The following is a 16,913-nucleotide window of genomic DNA, read 5'->3' on the forward strand; positions in this document are numbered from 1 at the left end:
AACGCGCACACGATCGAGTGCCCTCAACGCCGCCGCACAGCGTTGCGGCTAAACCGTCAATGTCGAGCCAGAAAGCACAGCTTTAGAAAAGACAAAAGGCCGGCATCCGTAAGGATGCCGGCCTTCTGCAAGCCAATCTCAAGCGGGCTAACGCCCGCATCAGATTAGAACTTGTGGCGCAGACCAACCACAGCACCGAACTGATCCTTGTTCGGCTGAACGTTGGTGGTCGTGGCGGTGTTGAAGCCGTTCACGCCCAGGGCCGAGCCCTTGTCGTTCAGAGCGTACGACAGCGAGGTGTACACGTCGGTACGCTTCGACAGCGCGTAGTCGGCCGTGATCACGAACTGCCACGGATCTGCGTCGCTCTTGCGGAAGTCCTGGTAGTAAGCAGCGCCCGACAGCGAGAACGCCGGGGTCAGTTGGTAGCCCAGACCCAGCCAGTACAGGTTCGAAGCCGTAGCCGTGGTGAGAACACCGTTGTCAATCGTCGAACCGCCCGGCAGCGTGGCGCCGTCGAAAGCCTTAGCCCAGCGATAGCCGGCGTAGACCTTGGCCGGACCGAAGGCGTAATTGGCACCAACGGTAGCACGACGGACCTTCTGGCCACTTTGGTCAACCAGTGCAGTGCCGGTGCCAGTCGAGGTGCCGTGGATTTCGTCGTAGGCAGCACCAACCGAGAACGGGCCGGCTGCGTAGTTCAGCAGCGCGCCGTACTGTTGGCCGCGACGGAACGCGCCGGCGACTTCCTGGCCGTTGTTGTTGAAGCTGTAGAAGGCCGATGCGGTCAGGCCACCGAAGGTGCCTACGTACTTGACGGTGTTGTCAGCGCGCGAAGCGAATGCGCTGTCCTGCGACAGGATACCGTAGCGCGACGAGATGGCCATCGGGTCATAAATCAGACCGAAGTCATAGAACGAGGTCTGTTGACGGCCCAGCAGCAGCGAGCCAAACTGGCTTTGCAGACCGACGTAGGCTTGACGACCGAACAGACGACCGCCTTGGGAGCCTGGGCCCGCGGTACCATTATCGAGGTCGAAGCCGCTTTCCAGGACGAACACGCCCTTCAGACCGCCGCCCAGGTCTTCGACGCCACGCAGGCCCCAGCGCGAACCGGACTGGTTGCCCGACGCCATACGGAACAGGTCGTCGCCAGCGGCGTTAGCATTGGTGTTGTACTCGAGGCCGACGTCAGCCACGCCGTACAGGGTCACGCTCGATTGGGCATACGCGCCACCAGCGGCCAGAGCGGCGACGGCAGCAGCAAACAGTTTCATCTTCATATCGACACTTTCCTTGTCAACTGATTGGGAAATCTTGGTTGCCCAAGTGCTTGGGCGACGTATTTACATTCACGTCTGCTGCGTATTATGTGCCAGCCCCCCCGGCCCTCAGAAGGCTTTTTCGGCGTAAACCTCGCTTAGCGGCGGTTTTTGTTGTGATCGAACAACACGATCGGACAAAAAAATCCCCGTTTTGGTGCAAAAACAGAGCCGGTGGCTCGCTACCTACCTCAGCGGTATTAGTCCGGCTGCGTTTCCCCTGAAGCCTCGGCCTGCGCGGCAGGAGGACGGCCGACGAAGCGGGCCAGCAGCAGCCCGAGTTCATAGAGCAGCACGAGTGGCACGGCCAGAAGAAGCTGTGACAGCACGTCCGGCGGCGTCACGATGGCGGCAATGATGAACGCCCCGACGATCACATAGGGACGGATCTGCTTCAGTTTTTCCAGCTCGACCACGCCGAACCGGACCAGCACGATCACCACCACCGGCACCTCGAAAGTGATGCCGAAGGCCAGGAAGGTTGTCATGGCGAAGCTGAGGTACTTGTCGATATCCGTCGACATGTCCGCACCCAGCGGCGCGTTGTAGTGCGCCATAAAGTGGAACACGGTCGGGAATACCAGGAAGTAGGCAAACGCGACACCGCACAGGAACAGGATGTAGCTGCTCGATACCAACGGCAGGATCAGGCGCTTCTCATGCTGGTACAGCCCGGGCGCGACGAACTGCCAGACCTGGTAGAGCACCCACGGTAGCGCGATCAGGAAGGCCACCAGCAGCGTGACCTTCATCGGCACGAAGAACGAGCCGGTGACGTCGGTCACGATCATCTTGCCGCCCTTGGGCAGCGACTCCATCAGCGGCGCCGCGAACAGGTTGAAGATAACCGGCGCCCAGTACACCAGGCAGACAAAGACCAGGATGATCCCGGCCACCGCCTTGACCAGGCGCTGGCGCAGCTCGATCAGGTGGGAAATAAAGGTTTCCTGCTGCGACTCGTCTTGCGGGTCTTGGGGATCTGGGGACCGGGTGTCGCTCATGGCGTGAACCGCTCAGCCGCGCAGGCTGGCAAGTTGGGATCGATGTGCCGCTCGGCGCGGCGCGGTTGGACGGGCATGGCGGCGGCAGCGGCGGCCCTGGCATGGGCCGGCAACCAGTCGCCGCGCAACGTGATCACTCGAAGAAGGAACGGGACGGCCGGCTGGCCGGGCGGTGGCGCTTCACGCGCGCGGCGCCCGACTGCGCCCAGACCCGGACGTTGTGCTGGCGCTTGAACCACAACGGCCGCGCGCCCTGCTTCACGCGCCAGCTCTTGCGGCCATTGTGCGCCTTGTGCGCCGCGTCCCAGCTGGGCACGAAGCTGTCGCCGCCGGCGCTGACACCTTCGGTGCTCGCCCCGGCGCCGCCGAGGGCTTCGTTCAGCGCCTGGGACTGCTCGCTGACTTCCTTGTGGATGGTGCGCTCGACGTCGCGCGCCGCGTCCTCGAATTCAGTGCGCATCTTGCGCAATTCTTCCAACTCGACTTCGCGGCTGACCTCGGCCTTGACGTCATTGATATAGCGTTGCGCCCGGCCCACCAGGGCGCCCACGGTACGGGCGACCTTGGGCAGCCGCTCGGGACCGATCACGATCAGTGCCACGGCACCGATCAGCGCCAGCTTGGAAATGCCGAGATCAATCATGCGGACATCATGCGGAAGACAGCGGAGACGCGGGGCTGCGCGCAGGCAGCCACGATCAAGGGAAGAGGATGGCGCACCGTTGGCTTACTGCTGCTGACGGGACTTTTCCTTGGCTTCGACGTCGATGGTGGTGGAATCGCGCAGTTCCTTGGATTGGGCAGCCTGGGCCGACTTGTCTTCGCCGTCCTTCATGCCATCCTTGAAACCCTTGACCGCGCCGCCCAGATCCTGGCCCATATTGCGCAGCTTCTTGGTGCCGAATACAAGCATGACGATCACCAGCACGATCAGCCAATGCCAAATGCTAAACGAACCCATCTCTTGCTCCTGATGAAGCCTCGGGCGCAGTCATAGTTGCCCGGACCCGTTGTTCCGTCCCGTTATTGCCGCGCCGGGCGACGGTTGCCGGCGCAGCATCTGCCCTGGCGTTGCCGCCGCGGGCGCTCCCATGCCAAGGCTGCCCGTTCAGGGCAGCGGTCCCTTCCACTCGTGGCGCGGCCCACCCAGCACATGGAGGTGCAGATGGTGGATCTCCTGGCCGCCGTCCGGTCCGGTATTGATGACCGTCCGGAAACCGTTGGCACAGCCTGCCGCGCGCGCCAGTTCAGGCACCTTCAGCATCATTCTAGCAAGCACCTCCCCTTCGCCGGCGCCGCAATCGGCCAGCGAGTCGACATGCGACTTGGGGATGACCAGCAAGTGTACCGGGGCCTTGGGATGGATATCGTGGAAGGCCACCATGTCGTCGTCCTCATACACCTTGCGCGACGGTACCTGGCCAGCCACGATCTTGCAGAAGATGCAATTATCCTGAACGTTCATGAAATTTTCATTGCGACGAACCCTGCACCCCGAAGGTACAGGATCCACCCGGCATCAGAACTGCTGATCCGGGTACATCGGCTTGCTGTCGTTGAGGTACAGCCAGCCCTTGACGATACGATACAGCATCCACAGGGAGAGCACGGCCCAGACCGCAAACGCCAACGGCATCAGCACCACCGTGGCGAACAGCACGCCACCGAGCACCGCCCACACCACCGACCACCAGAACGAGCGGATCTGCCATGCGAAGTGGGATGCATAAAGCGAACCGCGCGCATCGTCGCGCTTGACGTAGTCGATGACGATGGCGATCAGCGCGGTAATGCCGCCGGTGAGCCAGAAGATCGCGTACAGCGCGTACAGGATATGCAGCAGCTTGCGCAGGCTGCCCTGCTGTTCGCCGCTGGGACCGGTAATCTGCGCGGTGTAGTCGTTCGCCATGGTTGCCCTTGTTCTGCGATGGCCTGCCTCGCGGCAGGCGGGAGACTGGCCAGCACAGCGACTGGTCAGCCGGTCAGCCCTCTTCCTTGCGCCGGGCCTTTTCTTCCAGGCCGGAGAGACCTTCGCGCCGTGCCAGTTCGTTGACGACATCGTCGGGGCCCAACCCGAAGTTTGCCAGCAACACCAGGGTGTGGAACCACAGGTCCGCCACTTCATAGACCAGCTTCCCGGCCTCGCTGCCGCTCTGGCCTGCGGCGCGCGCATCCTTGGCCGCCATCACGGTCTCGGTGGCTTCCTCGCCGATCTTCTTCAGGATGGCGTCGTCGCCCTTGCTGTAGAGCTTGGCAACATAGGATTTGGCGGGGTCGCCGCCATTGGCGGGCTTGCGCGATTCGAGCACTTCGGCCACGCGCGCCAGCACGTCGGTGCTGGTCAGTCGGGAGTCGCTCATGGCTTGGCGTAGATCTGGGCAGGGTCCTTCAACACAGGCTCGACGGTATGCCAGTCGCCGGCTTCCGCATCGCCCTCGAATTTCTGGAAGAAGCAGGAATGGCGCCCGGTATGGCAGGCGATGCTGTCGACCTGCGTGACCTTGAGCAGCACCACGTCCTCGTCGCAGTCCAGGCGGATCTCATGCACCTTCTGCACGTGGCCGGATTCTTCGCCCTTGTGCCACAGGCGCTTGCGCGAACGCGACCAGAACACGGCCTCGCCGAGTTCCACCGTGCGCTGCAGCGCGTCGCGGTTCATGAACGCGAACATCAGCACGTCGTTCGAACCCATTTCCTGCACGATCACCGGCACCAGGCCGTTATCGTCCCACTTGACCTTGTTGAGCCACTTCTTTGCCATGATCAGATCCGCACGGGAATGCCCTCGCGGGCCATGAATGCCTTGGCTTCGCCCACGGTATGCTGGCCGTAGTGGAAGATGCTGGCGGCCAGCACCGCGTCGGCGCGGCCCTTGGTGATGCCGTCGGCGAGGTCCTGCAGCCCGCCGACGCCGCCCGAGGCGATCACCGGCACCGGCACCGCGTCGCTGACGGCGCGGGTCAGTTCCAGGTCGAAGCCGCTCTTGGTGCCATCGCGGTCCATGCTGGTCAGCAGGATCTCGCCGGCGCCGCGTGCGGCCATCTCCCGGGCCCACTCGACCGCGTCCAGGCCAGTCGCCTTGCGCCCGCCGTGGGTGAAGACTTCCCAGCGCGACGGCTCGCCCGGCGCCGAGCTGCGCTTGGCGTCGATCGCCACCACGATGCACTGCGAACCATATTTGGCCGTGGCGTCGGATACCAGCTGCGGATTGGCGATGGCCGACGAATTGACGCTGATCTTGTCCGCCCCGGCATTGAGCAGGCGTCGCACGTCTTCGACCGTGCGCACACCGCCGCCGACTGTCAGCGGAATAAAGACCTGCGACGCCACATCCTCGATGATGTGCAGCATCAGGTCGCGCCCGTCGCTGGTGGCCGTGATGTCGAGGAATGTGATTTCATCGGCGCCCTGCTCGTCATAGCGGCGCGCGATTTCCACGGGATCGCCCGCATCGCGCAGTTCGACGAAATTGACGCCCTTGACCACCCGCCCGTTGGTGACGTCCAGGCAGGGGATGATACGTTTGGCTAGCATGAGAATCCTTGTCCGCCGCCGCGCCGGCAAGGCACCGGTGCGACAGCGGCTGCGCACGCGGCGCGTTGGCTTGCGTTAGGCTTACTGGCCGTCGCGCAGCTTGTCGGCACGGGCCTGCGCATCGGCAAAGTTGAGATCACCGGAGTAGATCGCGCGGCCGCAGATGACGCCTTCCACACCTTCGCCCTCGACCGCGCACAGGTTGTCGATATCCGCCAGGTTGGACAGGCCGCCGCTGGCGATCACCGGGATCGACATCGATTTCGCCAGCTTGACGGTGGCATCGATATTGATCCCCTGCAGCATGCCGTCGCGGCCGATGTCGGTGTAGATGATGGCTTCGACACCGTAGTCTTCGTACTTGCGCGCCAGGTCCGCCACTTCATGGCCGGTCAGCTTGCTCCAGCCGTCGGTGGCGACCTTGCCATCCTTGGCATCGAGGCCGACGATGATGTGGCCGCCGAAGGCCGAGCAGGCGTCCTTCAGGAAGCCGGGGTTCTTCACCGCCGCGGTGCCGATGATGACGAACGACAAACCGTCGTCTAGCCAGCGTTCGATGGTGTTCAGGTCGCGGATGCCGCCCCCCAGTTGCACCGGGATCTCATCGCCGACTTCGGCGATGATGGCCTTGATGGCCGCCTCGTTGCGGGGCTTGCCCACGAACGCGCCGTTCAGGTCCACCAGGTGCAGGCGCCGAGCGCCCTGCTCCACCCAGTGGCGTGCCATGGCGGCGGGATCTTCGGAAAAGACGGTGGCCTGGTCCATGTCGCCTTGTTTGAGGCGTACACACTGACCGTCCTTCAGGTCGATGGCCGGAATGAGCAACATATGCGTGACGAGCGTGGTTGAGTAAGTGAGGTTGAGCGAGACCGGCGGAGCCGGTCAGGTCGGGGTCGATGTTCGATCGGAAACTGGTCGCTTTACGGGTTGCGTGAAGGGTCCGGTGACGGGTCTGTCTGGTTCTCGGTCGAACAATCGTCAAACAAGCGATTCGGGGTGTCCGGTGCGCCTTAGGGATTCCAGTGGACGAAGTTCCGGTACAGCTGCAGGCCCAGGGCCGCGCTCTTCTCGGGGTGGAACTGCGTCGCGAAAATATTATCGCGGGCTACCGCGCTGGTAAACACGACTCCATACTCCGTTTCACCGGCGATATGGGCCGGATCCTGCGCCTGCACATAGTAGCTGTGGACGAAATAGAACCAGCTGTCGTCCGGAATCCCGGCCCACAGCGGGTGCGGCTTCGCCTGGCGCACCCGGTTCCAACCCATCTGCGGCACCTTGAAACGCGAGCCGTCGGGCTGCGTCATGCCGTCCAGCGCAAAACGCACCACCTGGCCGGGCATCAGGCCCAGCGCCGGTGTGCGGTCCGCGCCAGCACGACTTTCGGTGCTGAACTCGAACAGCATCTGTTCGCCGACGCACACACCCAGCATCGGCTTGCTGCCGGCGGCCTCGACCACCGCTTCCTGCAGGCCCGAGGCGCCCAGTGCCGTCATGCAGTCCGGCATCGCGCCCTGGCCGGGCAGCACCACGCGATCCGCGTTGCGGATGCCTTCGGGCGCATCCACCACCCGCACGTCCGCTTCCGGTGCCGCGGCACGCAGCGCCTGCGCCACCGAGCGCAGGTTGCCCATGCCGTAATCCACAATTGCTATGGTAGTCATGATTTCAAAACAGGCAACAATGTCTTCAGCCCGTCAACAATGAATTCAACGGCCAGCGCCGACAGGATCAGCCCCATCAGGCGCGTGCCGATATTGATGCCAGTGCGGCCGATCACCCGGGCGATCGGGTCGGCCGCGCGGAACACCAGGTACACCACCGAGCCCAGCAGCACGCCGATGCCCACCAGGATCAGCAACTGGTACCAGTGCTGGGTCTTGCCGGCATAGACGATCACCGTGCTGATCGAGCCCGGCCCGGTCAGCAGCGGCAGCGCCAGCGGCACCACCGCGATGCTGGACTTTACCTCGGCCTCATCCTCTTCTTCCGGCGTAGCCTTGGTGCGGCTGGTCTGCGCGTTCAGCATGTTCATGGCCATCATGATCATGATGAGACCGCCACCCACCTGCAGCGAAGCCACCGAGATATTGAAGAACTCGATGATCTGCTGCCCCAGCAGCGCCGACACCGCCACCACGATCGCCACCGAGATGGACGCGATCTTGATGGTACGCAGCTTTTCCGCTTCAGTCTGCTGGCTCGTCAGGCTGATGAAGAACGGGATCGCCCCGATCGGGTTGATCAGCGCCAGCAGCGAGATAAACGACTTGAGCGTATCCATCGGTTGCGGGTCGCCAGCATCGCTGGCCGGAATTCAGGCAGGAAAAAAGTGGGCGGGCGCCGCAACCAGCCGGCACGCCTACGGGTTCAGGAAGCTCAGAGCGTACCCTTGGTCGACGGGATCGTGTTGGCCGCGCGCGAATCCAGCTCAACCGCCATGCGCAGTGCCCGGCCAAAGGCCTTGAACACGGTTTCGCACTGATGGTGGGCATTGATGCCGCGCAGGTTGTCGATATGCAGGGTTACGCCCGCATGGTTGACGAAGCCGCGGAAGAACTCGATGGTCAGGTCGACGTCGAAGCTGCCCACGCGCGCACGCGTGAACGGCACGTGGAACTCCAGGCCGGGCCGGCCGGAGAAGTCGATCACCACGCGCGACAGGCATTCGTCCAGCGGCACGTAGCTGTGGCCGTAGCGGGTGATGCCTTTCTTGTCGCCGATGGCCCTGGCGACCGCCTGGCCGAGCGTGATGCCCACATCTTCCACCGTATGGTGGTCGTCGATATGCGTGTCGCCGGTGGCTACGACCTCCAGGTCGAACATGCCATGCCGGGCGATCTGGTCAAGCATGTGGTCGAGGAACGGCACGCCCGACGCCAGCTTCTGGCGGCCGGTGCCGTCGAGATTCAGGGAAACGCGAATTTGCGTTTCCGAAGTATTGCGGGTGACCTCTGCAACACGCATGGTGTTAATCCTGCAGCGACGCTGCGAATGCCTCAAGGAACTGCGCGTTTTCTTCGGGCGTGCTGACCGTGACGCGCAGACAATTGGCCAGCAACGGGTGCATTTTACTCACGTTCTTGATCAATACCTTCCGCGCCAGCAGGCGGTCGAAGGTCTGTGTCGCATCCGGCACGCGCGCCAGCAGGAAGTTGGCGGCGCTGGGGAACACCGTGACGACGGCGTGCACGGCCATGCCGTCGGCCACGCGGGTGCGCTCGGCGCGCAGTTGCGCGGCCTGTTCGTCCAGCACCGACACATGCTCCAGCGCGAACAGCGCGGCGGCCTCGGTCAGCACGTTGACGTTGTAGGGCGGTCGCACCTTGTCGATCTGCGCCAGCCACTCCGGCGCACCGGCCAGGTAGCCCAGGCGGATGCCGGCCAGGCCAAGCTTGGACACGGTGCGCATCACCAGCAGGTTGCCGAAGTCCGTCAGGCGCGGCATCCAGCTTTGCTGCGCGAACGGCTGGTAGGCCTCGTCGACCACAACCACGCTGTTGCAGACCTCGCCTTGCGCGGCACGGAGGATGGCCTCCATGTCGGCCGCGTCGAACAGGTTGCCGGTGGGGTTGTTCGGATACGCCAGGTAGATGATGGCGGGCTGGTGCTCGGCCATCGCCGCCAGCATGGCGTCGCGGTCGAGCGTGAAATCCGCGCGCAGCGGCACGCCGACGAACTCGAGGCCGGCAAACTGCGCCGACATCGCGTACATGACGAAGCCCGGCACCGGCGCCATCACCTTGGCGCCCGGCTTGGCCGCGGCCAGCGCCAGCATGCTGATGATCTCGTCCGAGCCATTGCCCAGCAGCACGTCCATGCCCGCGGGCACGGCCATCACGTCCTTCAGTCTGGTGCGCAGCGCTTCGCTGCTGGGCACCGGGTAGCGGTTCAGCGCCACCTCGCCCAGCCGCGCGGCCAACTGCTGGCGCAGCTCGGGCGGCAGGCGGTAGGGATTCTCCATGGCGTCGAGCTTGACCAGACCGTGCGAATCCGGCACGTGGTAGGCGCCCATGGCGCGCACGTCGTCACGGATGATGCGTTCGATCAGGGAGGGCTCTACGGCTGACATGGAAACTCCAGGTTTGACTGCGTTGGTTCAGTAGATCAACTGCGCTTGAAACGGTATTCCGCGCTGCGGGCGTGGGCCTGCAGACCTTCGCCGTACGCCAGTTCGGCGGCGATCTGGCCAAGCATCTGCGCCCCGCCCTCGCTCACCTCGATCAGGCTCGAGCGCTTCAGGAAGTCATAGACGCCCAGCGGCGACGAGAAGCGCGCGGTACGCGAGGTCGGCAGCACGTGGTTGGGGCCGGCGCAGTAGTCGCCCAGCGACTCGCTGGTATAGCGGCCGAGGAAGATGGCGCCGGCGTGGCGGATCTTCTCGCTCCACTGGCGCGGGTTCTCTGCGGAGATTTCCAGGTGCTCCGGCGCGATCGCGTTGGCAATCTCGCAGGCTTCTTCCATGTCGCGCACCTTGACCAGCGCGCCACGGCCGGAGATCGACGCGGCGATCACGTCGCGGCGCGGCATGGTCGGCAGCTGGCGCTGGATGCTGGCTTCGACGCGGGCGATGTAGTCGGCGTCCGGGCACAGCAGGATCGACTGCGCCAGTTCATCGTGCTCGGCCTGCGAGAACAGGTCCATCGCGACCCAGTCGGGGTCGGTGGTGCCGTCGCAGATCACCAGGATCTCGGACGGACCGGCGATCATGTCGATGCCGACGGTGCCGAATACGCGGCGCTTGGCCGCGGCCACGTAGGCATTGCCCGGGCCGACGATCTTGTCGACCTGCGGCAGCGTGGCGGTGCCATAGGCCAGCGCGCCCACGGCCTGCGCGCCGCCGATGGTGAAGACGCGGTCGACGCCGGCGATCTGCGCGGCGGCCAGCACCAGCTCGTTGCGCACGCCCCCTGGCGTGGGCACGACCATGATGATTTCCTTCACGCCGGCCACGCGCGCCGGGATCGCGTTCATCAGCACCGACGACGGGTAGGCGGCCTTGCCGCCCGGCACGTAGATGCCGACGCGGTCCAGCGGCGTCACCTTCTGGCCCAGCATGGTGCCGTCGGCCTCGGTGTACTCCCAGCTATGGCTGCCGCACTCGATCTTCTGCTTCTCGTGGTAGGCACGCACACGCGCGGCGGCGGCTTCCAGCGCGGCGCGGCGCTTGGGCTCGAGGTCTTCGAGCGCGGCTTCGAGCTCGGCCTGCGACAGTTCCAGCGCCGCGATCGACGGCGCTTCCATGCGATCGAAGCGTTTGGTGTATTCCAGCACCGCGGCGTCGCCGCGCGCCTTCACGTCGGCCAGGATCTGCGCCGCGGCGCGGTCGATGGCCTCGTCCTCGCCGGCCTCGAAGGCCAGCACCTGGCGCAGCGCCTCGGCAAAGCGCGGCTCGCTGGAATCAAGCCGGCGGATCGGCAGGTTTTCCATTTCGGATGCGGTTGCGTTCATGACTTCTTTTCCTTCTCGGTCGGCATCGGGCTGGTGTGGCGCGATGTGGCCTTACACCAGTGCCGCCGAAGCGCGTTCGAAAGCGTCGAGGATCGGCGCCAGCCGCTCGCGCTTGAGTTTGAGCGCGGCCTGGTTCACCACCAGCCGCGACGAAATTTGCACGATCTCTTCCACTTCGACCAGGTTGTTGGCGCGCAGCGTGCTGCCGGTGCTGACCAGGTCGACGATGGCATCGGACAGGCCCACCAGCGGGCCCAGCTCCATGGAACCGTACAGCTTGATCAGGTCGACGTGAACGCCCTTTTTCGCAAAATGCTCGCGCGCGGTCTGCACGTACTTGGTTGCCACCGCCAGGCGCGCACCCTGGCGCACCGCGTTGGCGTAGTCAAACCCGGCCGGCACCGCCACCGACATGCGGCAGCGGGCGATATTGAGGTCGATCGGTGCGTACAGGCCGGCCATGCCGTGCTCCATCAGCACGTCCTTGCCGGCCACGCCGAAATCGGCGGCGCCGTACTGCACGTAGGTCGGCACATCCGAGGCGCGCACGATCACCACGCGCACGGCGGGGTCCGAGGTCGGCAGGATCAGCTTGCGCGAGGTCTCGGGATCCTCGGTCACCCGGATGCCGGCGGCGTCGAGCAGCGGCAGCGTTTCGGTAAAGATGCGGCCCTTGGACAGCGCCAGCGTCAGCTGGTTGGGGGAAGCATTGAAAGTGGGGCTCATCGGCTCAGTCCTCGTGCTCAGGCAATGCGGCGGATCTTGGCGCCCACTGCAGACAGCTTGTCTTCCATGCGGTCGTAGCCGCGGTCCAGGTGGTAGATACGGTCGATCACGGTGTCGCCCTCGGCGACCAGGCCGGCGATGACCAGGCTGGCGGAGGCGCGCAGGTCGGTCGCCATCACGCTGGCGCCGGACAGGCGCGCCACGCCGTTGACCACCGCGGTGTTGCCTTCGACGACGATGTCGGCGCCGAGGCGGTTCAGTTCCTGCACGTGCATGAACCGGTTCTCGAAGATGGTCTCGGTCACGCGCGCGGTGCCTTCGGCCACGGCGTTCAGCGCCATGAACTGGGCCTGCATGTCGGTCGGGAAGGCGGGGTATTCGGAGGTGCGGAAGCTCACCGCCTTCGCGCGGCGCGGCATCGCCAGGCGGATCCAGTCGGCGCCGGTCTCGATGCGTGCGCCGGCTTCGCGCAGCTTGTCGAGCACGGCGTCGAGCAGGTCCGGGCGCACGTCGCGCAGCACCAGTTCGCCCAGCGTCGCGGCCGCGGCGCACAGGAAGGTGCCGGCCTCGATGCGGTCGGCGATCACGCTGTGGCGGGCGCCGTGCAGCTTGTCGACGCCCTGCACCACCAGCCGGTCAGTGCCGATGCCATCGATCTTCGCACCCATCTTGACCAGCAAGTGGGCCAGGTCGCTGACTTCGGGCTCGCGCGCGGCGTTTTCCAGCACGGTCTCGCCTTCGGCCAGCGTGGCGGCCATCAGCAGGTTCTCGGTGCCGGTCACGGTGATCATGTCGGTGACCACGCGCGCGCCCTTCAGGCGCCGGGCGCGGGCATGGATAAAGCCATGCTCGATGCTGATCTCCGCGCCCATCGCCTGCAGGCCCTTGATGTGCTGGTCGACCGGCCGCGCACCGATGCCGCAGCCGCCGGGCAGCGAGACCCGGGCCTCGCCGAAGCGCGCCACCAGCGGCCCCAGCACCAGGATCGACGCGCGCATGGTCTTGACCAGCTCGTACGGCGCCTCGAGCGAGTTGACGTCGGCGCCGTTGAGCGCGACGGCAGCGCCATCCTGCTCGGCGCGCATGCCCATCAGGCGCAACAGCTTGAGCGTGGTGCGCACGTCCTGCAGGTTGGGCACGTTATCCAGCGAGACGGTATCCGCCGTGAGCAAGCCCGCGCACAGGATCGGCAGCGCGGCATTCTTGGCGCCCGAAACGCGGACTTCGCCCCGCAGCGGACCGTTGCCCTGGATCTGGAATTTGTCCATGTTGTGTCGGTTCTGGCCGGGCTTGCGCCCGGCGTCATTGTTCTCGGACCGCGCATGCGGCGCGGTGCGGCACGGCCGGCTTACTTGCCCTCGCCTGCCTGCCACTCGGCGGGCGTCAGCGTCTTCATCGACAGTGCATGGATCTCGGCGCGCATGCGATCGCCCAGCGCGGCATAGACACGCTGGTGGCGCTGGATCAGCCGCTTGCCTTCGAACTCGGGGCTGACGATGGTGGCAAAGAAGTGCTGGCCGTCGCCCTCGACTTCCAGATGTTCGCAGGGCAATCCTTGGGCAATGTATTCCCTGACTTGTTCCGGTGTAGGCAGCATGGGGTTCTCTTCAGCGTATTCAGTAAGTGCGAAGTGTCAGTGCGGTCGCGCTCAGTGGCGCAGCTTGTAGCCGGACTTCAGCAGCCGCAGCGCCAGCGCCGCCAGCACCACGAAGGCCGATCCCACCACCGCCAGGCTGAACAGCGGCGACACGTCCGAGACGCCGAAGAAGCCATAGCGGAAGCCGTCGATCATGTAGAAGAACGGATTGGCATGGGACACCGCCTGCCAGAAGGCCGGCAGCGAATGGATCGAATAGAACACGCCGGACAGGAAGGTGGCCGGCATGATCAGGAAGTTCTGGAACGCGGCGAGCTGGTCGAATTTCTCGGCCCAGATGCCGGCGATCAGGCCGAGCGTGCCGAGGATGCCCGCGCCCAGCAGCGCAAACACCACGATCCAGCCGATGTTGGCGAAATGCAGGTTGGCAAACCATGCCGTCACCAGCAGCACGCCCAGGCCCACGGTCAGCCCGCGGATCACCGAGGCCAGCACATAGGCACCAAACATCTCCCAGTGCGATAGCGGCGGCAGCATCACGAACACCAGGTTGCCGGTGATCTTGGACTGGATCAGCGACGACGAACTGTTGGCAAAGGCATTCTGCAGCACGCTCATCATCACCAGGCCAGGCACCAGGAAGGCGGTATAGCTGATCTGGTCATAGATCTTGACCCGGTCTTCGAGCACATGGCCGAAGATCAGCAGGTATAGCACCGCAGTCAGCACCGGCGCGGCCACGGTCTGGAAGCTGACCTTCCAGAAGCGCAGCACTTCCTTGTACAGCAGGGTCCGGAAGCCGACCAGGCTGCCCACGGCCATCGGGCCCAGGCGCGCGTCATCCACCATTTCGATTTCGCCAGGCTGCTTCATGCCGCGGCCTCCATGGAGGGGTCGGGCAGCGCGCCCGGCATGTGCCCCTCGCGGCGCATGATCTGGACAAATACGTCTTCGAGGTCGGCCTTGTTGATTTCCATGTCTTCGATGTCACAGCCCGCTTCGCGGCAGGCGGCCAGGATCGGCTCTACCGCCTGGTAGCCCGACAGCCGCAGCCGCACCGCGCGCTCGCCCGGGTTGGCCGGCATGCGCAGCGGTTCCAGCGCCGGCGGCAGGCTGCCGCGCGCGAAAGTCAGCACCAGTTGCAGGCCGGCGAACTGCGTCAGCAGGCTGCTGGTGCGGTCCAGCGCCACCACTTCGCCGAACTTGAGCATGGCGATGCGGTCACAGAGCGCCTCGGCCTCTTCCAGGTAGTGCGTGGTCAGGATGATGGTGTGGCCTTCCCGGTTCAGGCGCGAGATGAACTTCCACAGAGTCTGGCGCAGTTCGACGTCGACGCCGGCGGTGGGTTCGTCCAGTACGATCACCGGCGGACGGTGCACCAGTGCCTGCGCCACCAGCACGCGGCGCTTCATCCCCCCGGACAACTGGCGCATATTGGAATCGGCCTTGCTGGTCAGGTCCAGGTTGGCCATGATCTCGTCGATCCAGTCGTCGTTGCGGGTCAGCCCGAAATAGCCGGACTGCAGCCGCAGCGTCTCGCGCACCGTGAAGAACGGGTCGAACACCAGTTCCTGCGGCACCACGCCAAGCATACGCCGCGCCATCCGGTAGTCGGAAACGACATCGTGACCCAGCACACGGACGTGGCCGGAGTCGGCGCGGTTCAGGCCGGCGAGGATCGAGATCAGCGTGGTCTTGCCGGCGCCGTTCGGCCCGAGCAGGCCGAAGAATTCGCCGCGTTCGACGGTGAAGCTGACGCCCTTGAGCGCCTGCAGGTTGCGGTAGCGCTTGCGAACGTCGTGGATTTCAATGGCTTTCATGGCCGATTGTTTGTGGCGTGTCCGGCTTTTTTTGGGCCGTCCGCCTGAAAAGGGGAGCTACTGCGTGCCCGGATATCCTGGGCCGGTCTGGCATGCACCGGAATCAGGCGGGGGATGGGCGAACAACCCGGAATTATAGGGGATGCGGGGTGGGTCCCGCTTGATCCCCACCGGATCGTCCGCTGGGCGCGGCGACAGCACCAGGCCGTCGCCGGGGCATCGCGGTCGGGCGCCAAGGTTGCGCCCGGCGATGCCGGATCAATGTCGGTGGTGGTGGCCCGGGTGGGGAAGCGCCTCGGCGCCGGTCGCCAGGCCCAGCAGGCCGTCGACACCATAGAGGTTGGCCAGCTGCGACAGTTGCGCCGGCACCGCGCGCAATGACAGCGCCAGGTTGCGCGCGGCTGCGGCACGATGCCACGCCAGCAGCACGGCAACAGCGGCGGAATCCACCTGCGCCAGGCCGGTGCAGTCGACCTGCACCTTGCCCTGCACTCCGCCCTGCGCCACGCGTGCCAGCCCGTCGCGCAGCACGGCGGCGGCGTTCTGGTTGGTCAGCGAGGTGCCCAGCGAAAGCATGGTGGCGTCAGGAAACGAATTTGGCGTGGATGGATGGCAATGCGGCGCAAACAAAAGCTCCCGCGCTGAGGCGGGAGCCAGTGCCGCGAACGGCCATTGTAGTGCAGATCGACGCGCCGTGCTGCATTGCAGCGGCGCGCGCTCGCCGCGGCTTAGCTCTTGGCGTTGGCCAGCTGGCGGTTGCGGTCCTGCAGCGTCTTGATCACGCCCTCGACGCCCTGCTGGCCGACGATGGTGTTGAAGCTGCCCTTGTAAGCCTCGGTCAGCCACGCGCCCAGCACGTTGATGTCGTAGACCTTCCAGCCATTCGCGGTCTTCTCCAGGCGGTAATCCATCTGGATCGGCTCGCCCTTGTTGATGACCTGGGTACGGATGGTGGCATCGGTGTCCTCAGGCGTGCCGCGGTACGGGCGGTACTGCACGGCCTGGTCGCGGATCTGGGCGATGGCGCCGGCGTAGGTGCGGATCAGCAGGGTCTTGAACTCCTCGGTGATCTGCTTCTGCTGCTCGGGCGTCGCCTTCGACCAGTTACGGCCCATCGCGATCTGCGTGGTCTTCTGGAAGTTGGCGTTCGGGATGATCTTCTGCTCGACCAGCGCGGTGATCTTGGCGATATTGCCGGCCTGCATGTCCTTGTCTGCCTTGACGGTCGTCATCACGTCGTTGACCACGGCCTTGACCAGCCCGTCCGGCGTCGCAGCGTCCTGGGCCGGCGTCTGTGCGTGGGCAGCGCCGGCGAAGGCAACTACCGTAAGGAAGGGGACCAACAGTCGCTTAATCATGGATTTTTCCTTCTTTCTCAATGACGTTTTCCGGCGGGGGCCACCGGCCGGGCGCCGCCTGCCGGCAGCGGCCTTGCGGTGATTGGAACATAAGCAAGGCCCGC

At 65.0% G+C, this 16,913-nt stretch carries 22 protein-coding genes; all 22 read right to left on the reverse strand.

The window, feature by feature from the left end; genetic code table 11:
• Positions 1-164: 164 nt before the first annotated feature.
• Positions 165-1,283, reverse strand: a complete 1,119-nt coding sequence (locus LPA45_RS16035; RefSeq protein ID WP_317922216.1) for a porin — start codon at positions 1,281-1,283, stop codon at positions 165-167.
• Positions 1,284-1,522: 239 nt separating this feature from the next.
• Positions 1,523-2,323: a twin-arginine translocase subunit TatC gene (gene tatC, locus LPA45_RS16040; RefSeq protein WP_317922214.1), complete on the reverse strand. Its 801-nt coding sequence runs from the start codon at positions 2,321-2,323 to the stop codon at positions 1,523-1,525.
• A 133-nt stretch (positions 2,324-2,456) separates the two neighbouring features.
• A complete protein-coding gene (gene tatB / locus LPA45_RS16045) occupies positions 2,457-2,966 on the reverse strand; it encodes a Sec-independent protein translocase protein TatB (RefSeq protein ID WP_116320291.1) in 510 nt (169 codons plus the stop codon).
• A gap of 84 nt (positions 2,967-3,050) precedes the next feature.
• Positions 3,051-3,284: a Sec-independent protein translocase subunit TatA gene (gene tatA / locus LPA45_RS16050; RefSeq protein WP_116320292.1), complete on the reverse strand. Its 234-nt coding sequence runs from the start codon at positions 3,282-3,284 to the stop codon at positions 3,051-3,053.
• 147 nt (positions 3,285-3,431) lie between these two features.
• Positions 3,432-3,788: a histidine triad nucleotide-binding protein gene (locus tag LPA45_RS16055; protein ID WP_116320293.1), complete on the reverse strand. Its 357-nt coding sequence runs from the start codon at positions 3,786-3,788 to the stop codon at positions 3,432-3,434.
• Between the two features lie 54 nt (positions 3,789-3,842).
• Positions 3,843-4,232, reverse strand: coding sequence for a hypothetical protein (locus LPA45_RS16060; RefSeq protein WP_317922210.1), 390 nt, complete (start codon positions 4,230-4,232; stop codon positions 3,843-3,845).
• Positions 4,233-4,305: 73 nt separating this feature from the next.
• On the reverse strand, positions 4,306-4,683 hold the full coding sequence (locus LPA45_RS16065; protein ID WP_116320295.1) for a phosphoribosyl-ATP diphosphatase: 378 nt from the start codon (positions 4,681-4,683) through the stop codon (positions 4,306-4,308).
• A complete protein-coding gene (gene hisI / locus LPA45_RS16070; protein ID WP_116320296.1) occupies positions 4,680-5,084 on the reverse strand; it encodes a phosphoribosyl-AMP cyclohydrolase in 405 nt (134 codons plus the stop codon). Before hisI ends, LPA45_RS16065 begins: the two co-directional genes overlap by 4 nt.
• Before the next feature lie 2 nt (positions 5,085-5,086).
• Positions 5,087-5,857, reverse strand: coding sequence for an imidazole glycerol phosphate synthase subunit HisF (hisF, locus tag LPA45_RS16075; protein WP_063241228.1), 771 nt, complete (start codon positions 5,855-5,857; stop codon positions 5,087-5,089).
• A gap of 81 nt (positions 5,858-5,938) precedes the next feature.
• On the reverse strand, positions 5,939-6,685 hold the full coding sequence (hisA, locus tag LPA45_RS16080) for a 1-(5-phosphoribosyl)-5-[(5-phosphoribosylamino)methylideneamino]imidazole-4-carboxamide isomerase (protein WP_116320298.1): 747 nt from the start codon (positions 6,683-6,685) through the stop codon (positions 5,939-5,941).
• A 182-nt stretch (positions 6,686-6,867) separates the two neighbouring features.
• A complete protein-coding gene (hisH, locus tag LPA45_RS16085) occupies positions 6,868-7,521 on the reverse strand; it encodes an imidazole glycerol phosphate synthase subunit HisH (protein WP_317922205.1) in 654 nt (217 codons plus the stop codon).
• Entirely contained in the window at positions 7,518-8,141 is a 624-nt protein-coding gene (locus LPA45_RS16090; protein ID WP_111521347.1) for a YchE family NAAT transporter, read from the reverse strand. The genes hisH and LPA45_RS16090 overlap by 4 nt, the downstream gene beginning before the upstream one ends.
• 95 nt (positions 8,142-8,236) lie before the next feature.
• Entirely contained in the window at positions 8,237-8,824 is a 588-nt protein-coding gene (gene hisB / locus LPA45_RS16095) for an imidazoleglycerol-phosphate dehydratase HisB (protein WP_116320300.1), read from the reverse strand.
• 4 nt (positions 8,825-8,828) lie between these two features.
• Positions 8,829-9,929, reverse strand: coding sequence for a histidinol-phosphate transaminase (gene hisC / locus LPA45_RS16100; protein ID WP_317922201.1), 1,101 nt, complete (start codon positions 9,927-9,929; stop codon positions 8,829-8,831).
• Between the two features lie 35 nt (positions 9,930-9,964).
• Positions 9,965-11,308 carry a histidinol dehydrogenase gene (hisD, locus tag LPA45_RS16105; protein WP_116320302.1) on the reverse strand — a complete coding sequence of 448 codons (1,344 nt, stop codon included), beginning with the start codon at positions 11,306-11,308 and terminating at the stop codon, positions 9,965-9,967.
• 51 nt (positions 11,309-11,359) lie between these two features.
• Positions 11,360-12,034 (reverse strand): ATP phosphoribosyltransferase, encoded by a 675-nt coding sequence (hisG, locus tag LPA45_RS16110; RefSeq protein WP_317922200.1) that lies wholly within the window; start codon positions 12,032-12,034, stop codon positions 11,360-11,362.
• A gap of 17 nt (positions 12,035-12,051) precedes the next feature.
• Positions 12,052-13,302, reverse strand: coding sequence for a UDP-N-acetylglucosamine 1-carboxyvinyltransferase (gene murA, locus LPA45_RS16115; RefSeq protein WP_116320304.1), 1,251 nt, complete (start codon positions 13,300-13,302; stop codon positions 12,052-12,054).
• 80 nt (positions 13,303-13,382) lie between these two features.
• On the reverse strand, positions 13,383-13,631 hold the full coding sequence (locus LPA45_RS16120) for a BolA family protein (RefSeq protein WP_317922199.1): 249 nt from the start codon (positions 13,629-13,631) through the stop codon (positions 13,383-13,385).
• Positions 13,632-13,682: 51 nt separating this feature from the next.
• The gene (locus LPA45_RS16125) at positions 13,683-14,504 is read right to left on the reverse strand and encodes an ABC transporter permease (protein WP_116320306.1); all 822 of its coding nucleotides are present in this window, start codon (positions 14,502-14,504) and stop codon (positions 13,683-13,685) included.
• The gene (locus tag LPA45_RS16130; protein WP_116320307.1) at positions 14,501-15,451 is read right to left on the reverse strand and encodes an ABC transporter ATP-binding protein; all 951 of its coding nucleotides are present in this window, start codon (positions 15,449-15,451) and stop codon (positions 14,501-14,503) included. Before LPA45_RS16130 ends, LPA45_RS16125 begins: the two co-directional genes overlap by 4 nt.
• A gap of 258 nt (positions 15,452-15,709) precedes the next feature.
• A complete protein-coding gene (locus LPA45_RS16135) occupies positions 15,710-16,027 on the reverse strand; it encodes a lipid asymmetry maintenance protein MlaB (RefSeq protein WP_317922196.1) in 318 nt (105 codons plus the stop codon).
• A gap of 152 nt (positions 16,028-16,179) precedes the next feature.
• Positions 16,180-16,809, reverse strand: coding sequence for a phospholipid-binding protein MlaC (locus LPA45_RS16140; RefSeq protein WP_116320309.1), 630 nt, complete (start codon positions 16,807-16,809; stop codon positions 16,180-16,182).
• Positions 16,810-16,913: the final 104 nt, after the last annotated feature.

Origin of the sequence: Cupriavidus sp. Agwp_2, from assembly GCF_040784895.1 — a bacterium.
GTDB lineage: Bacteria > Pseudomonadota > Gammaproteobacteria > Burkholderiales > Burkholderiaceae > Cupriavidus.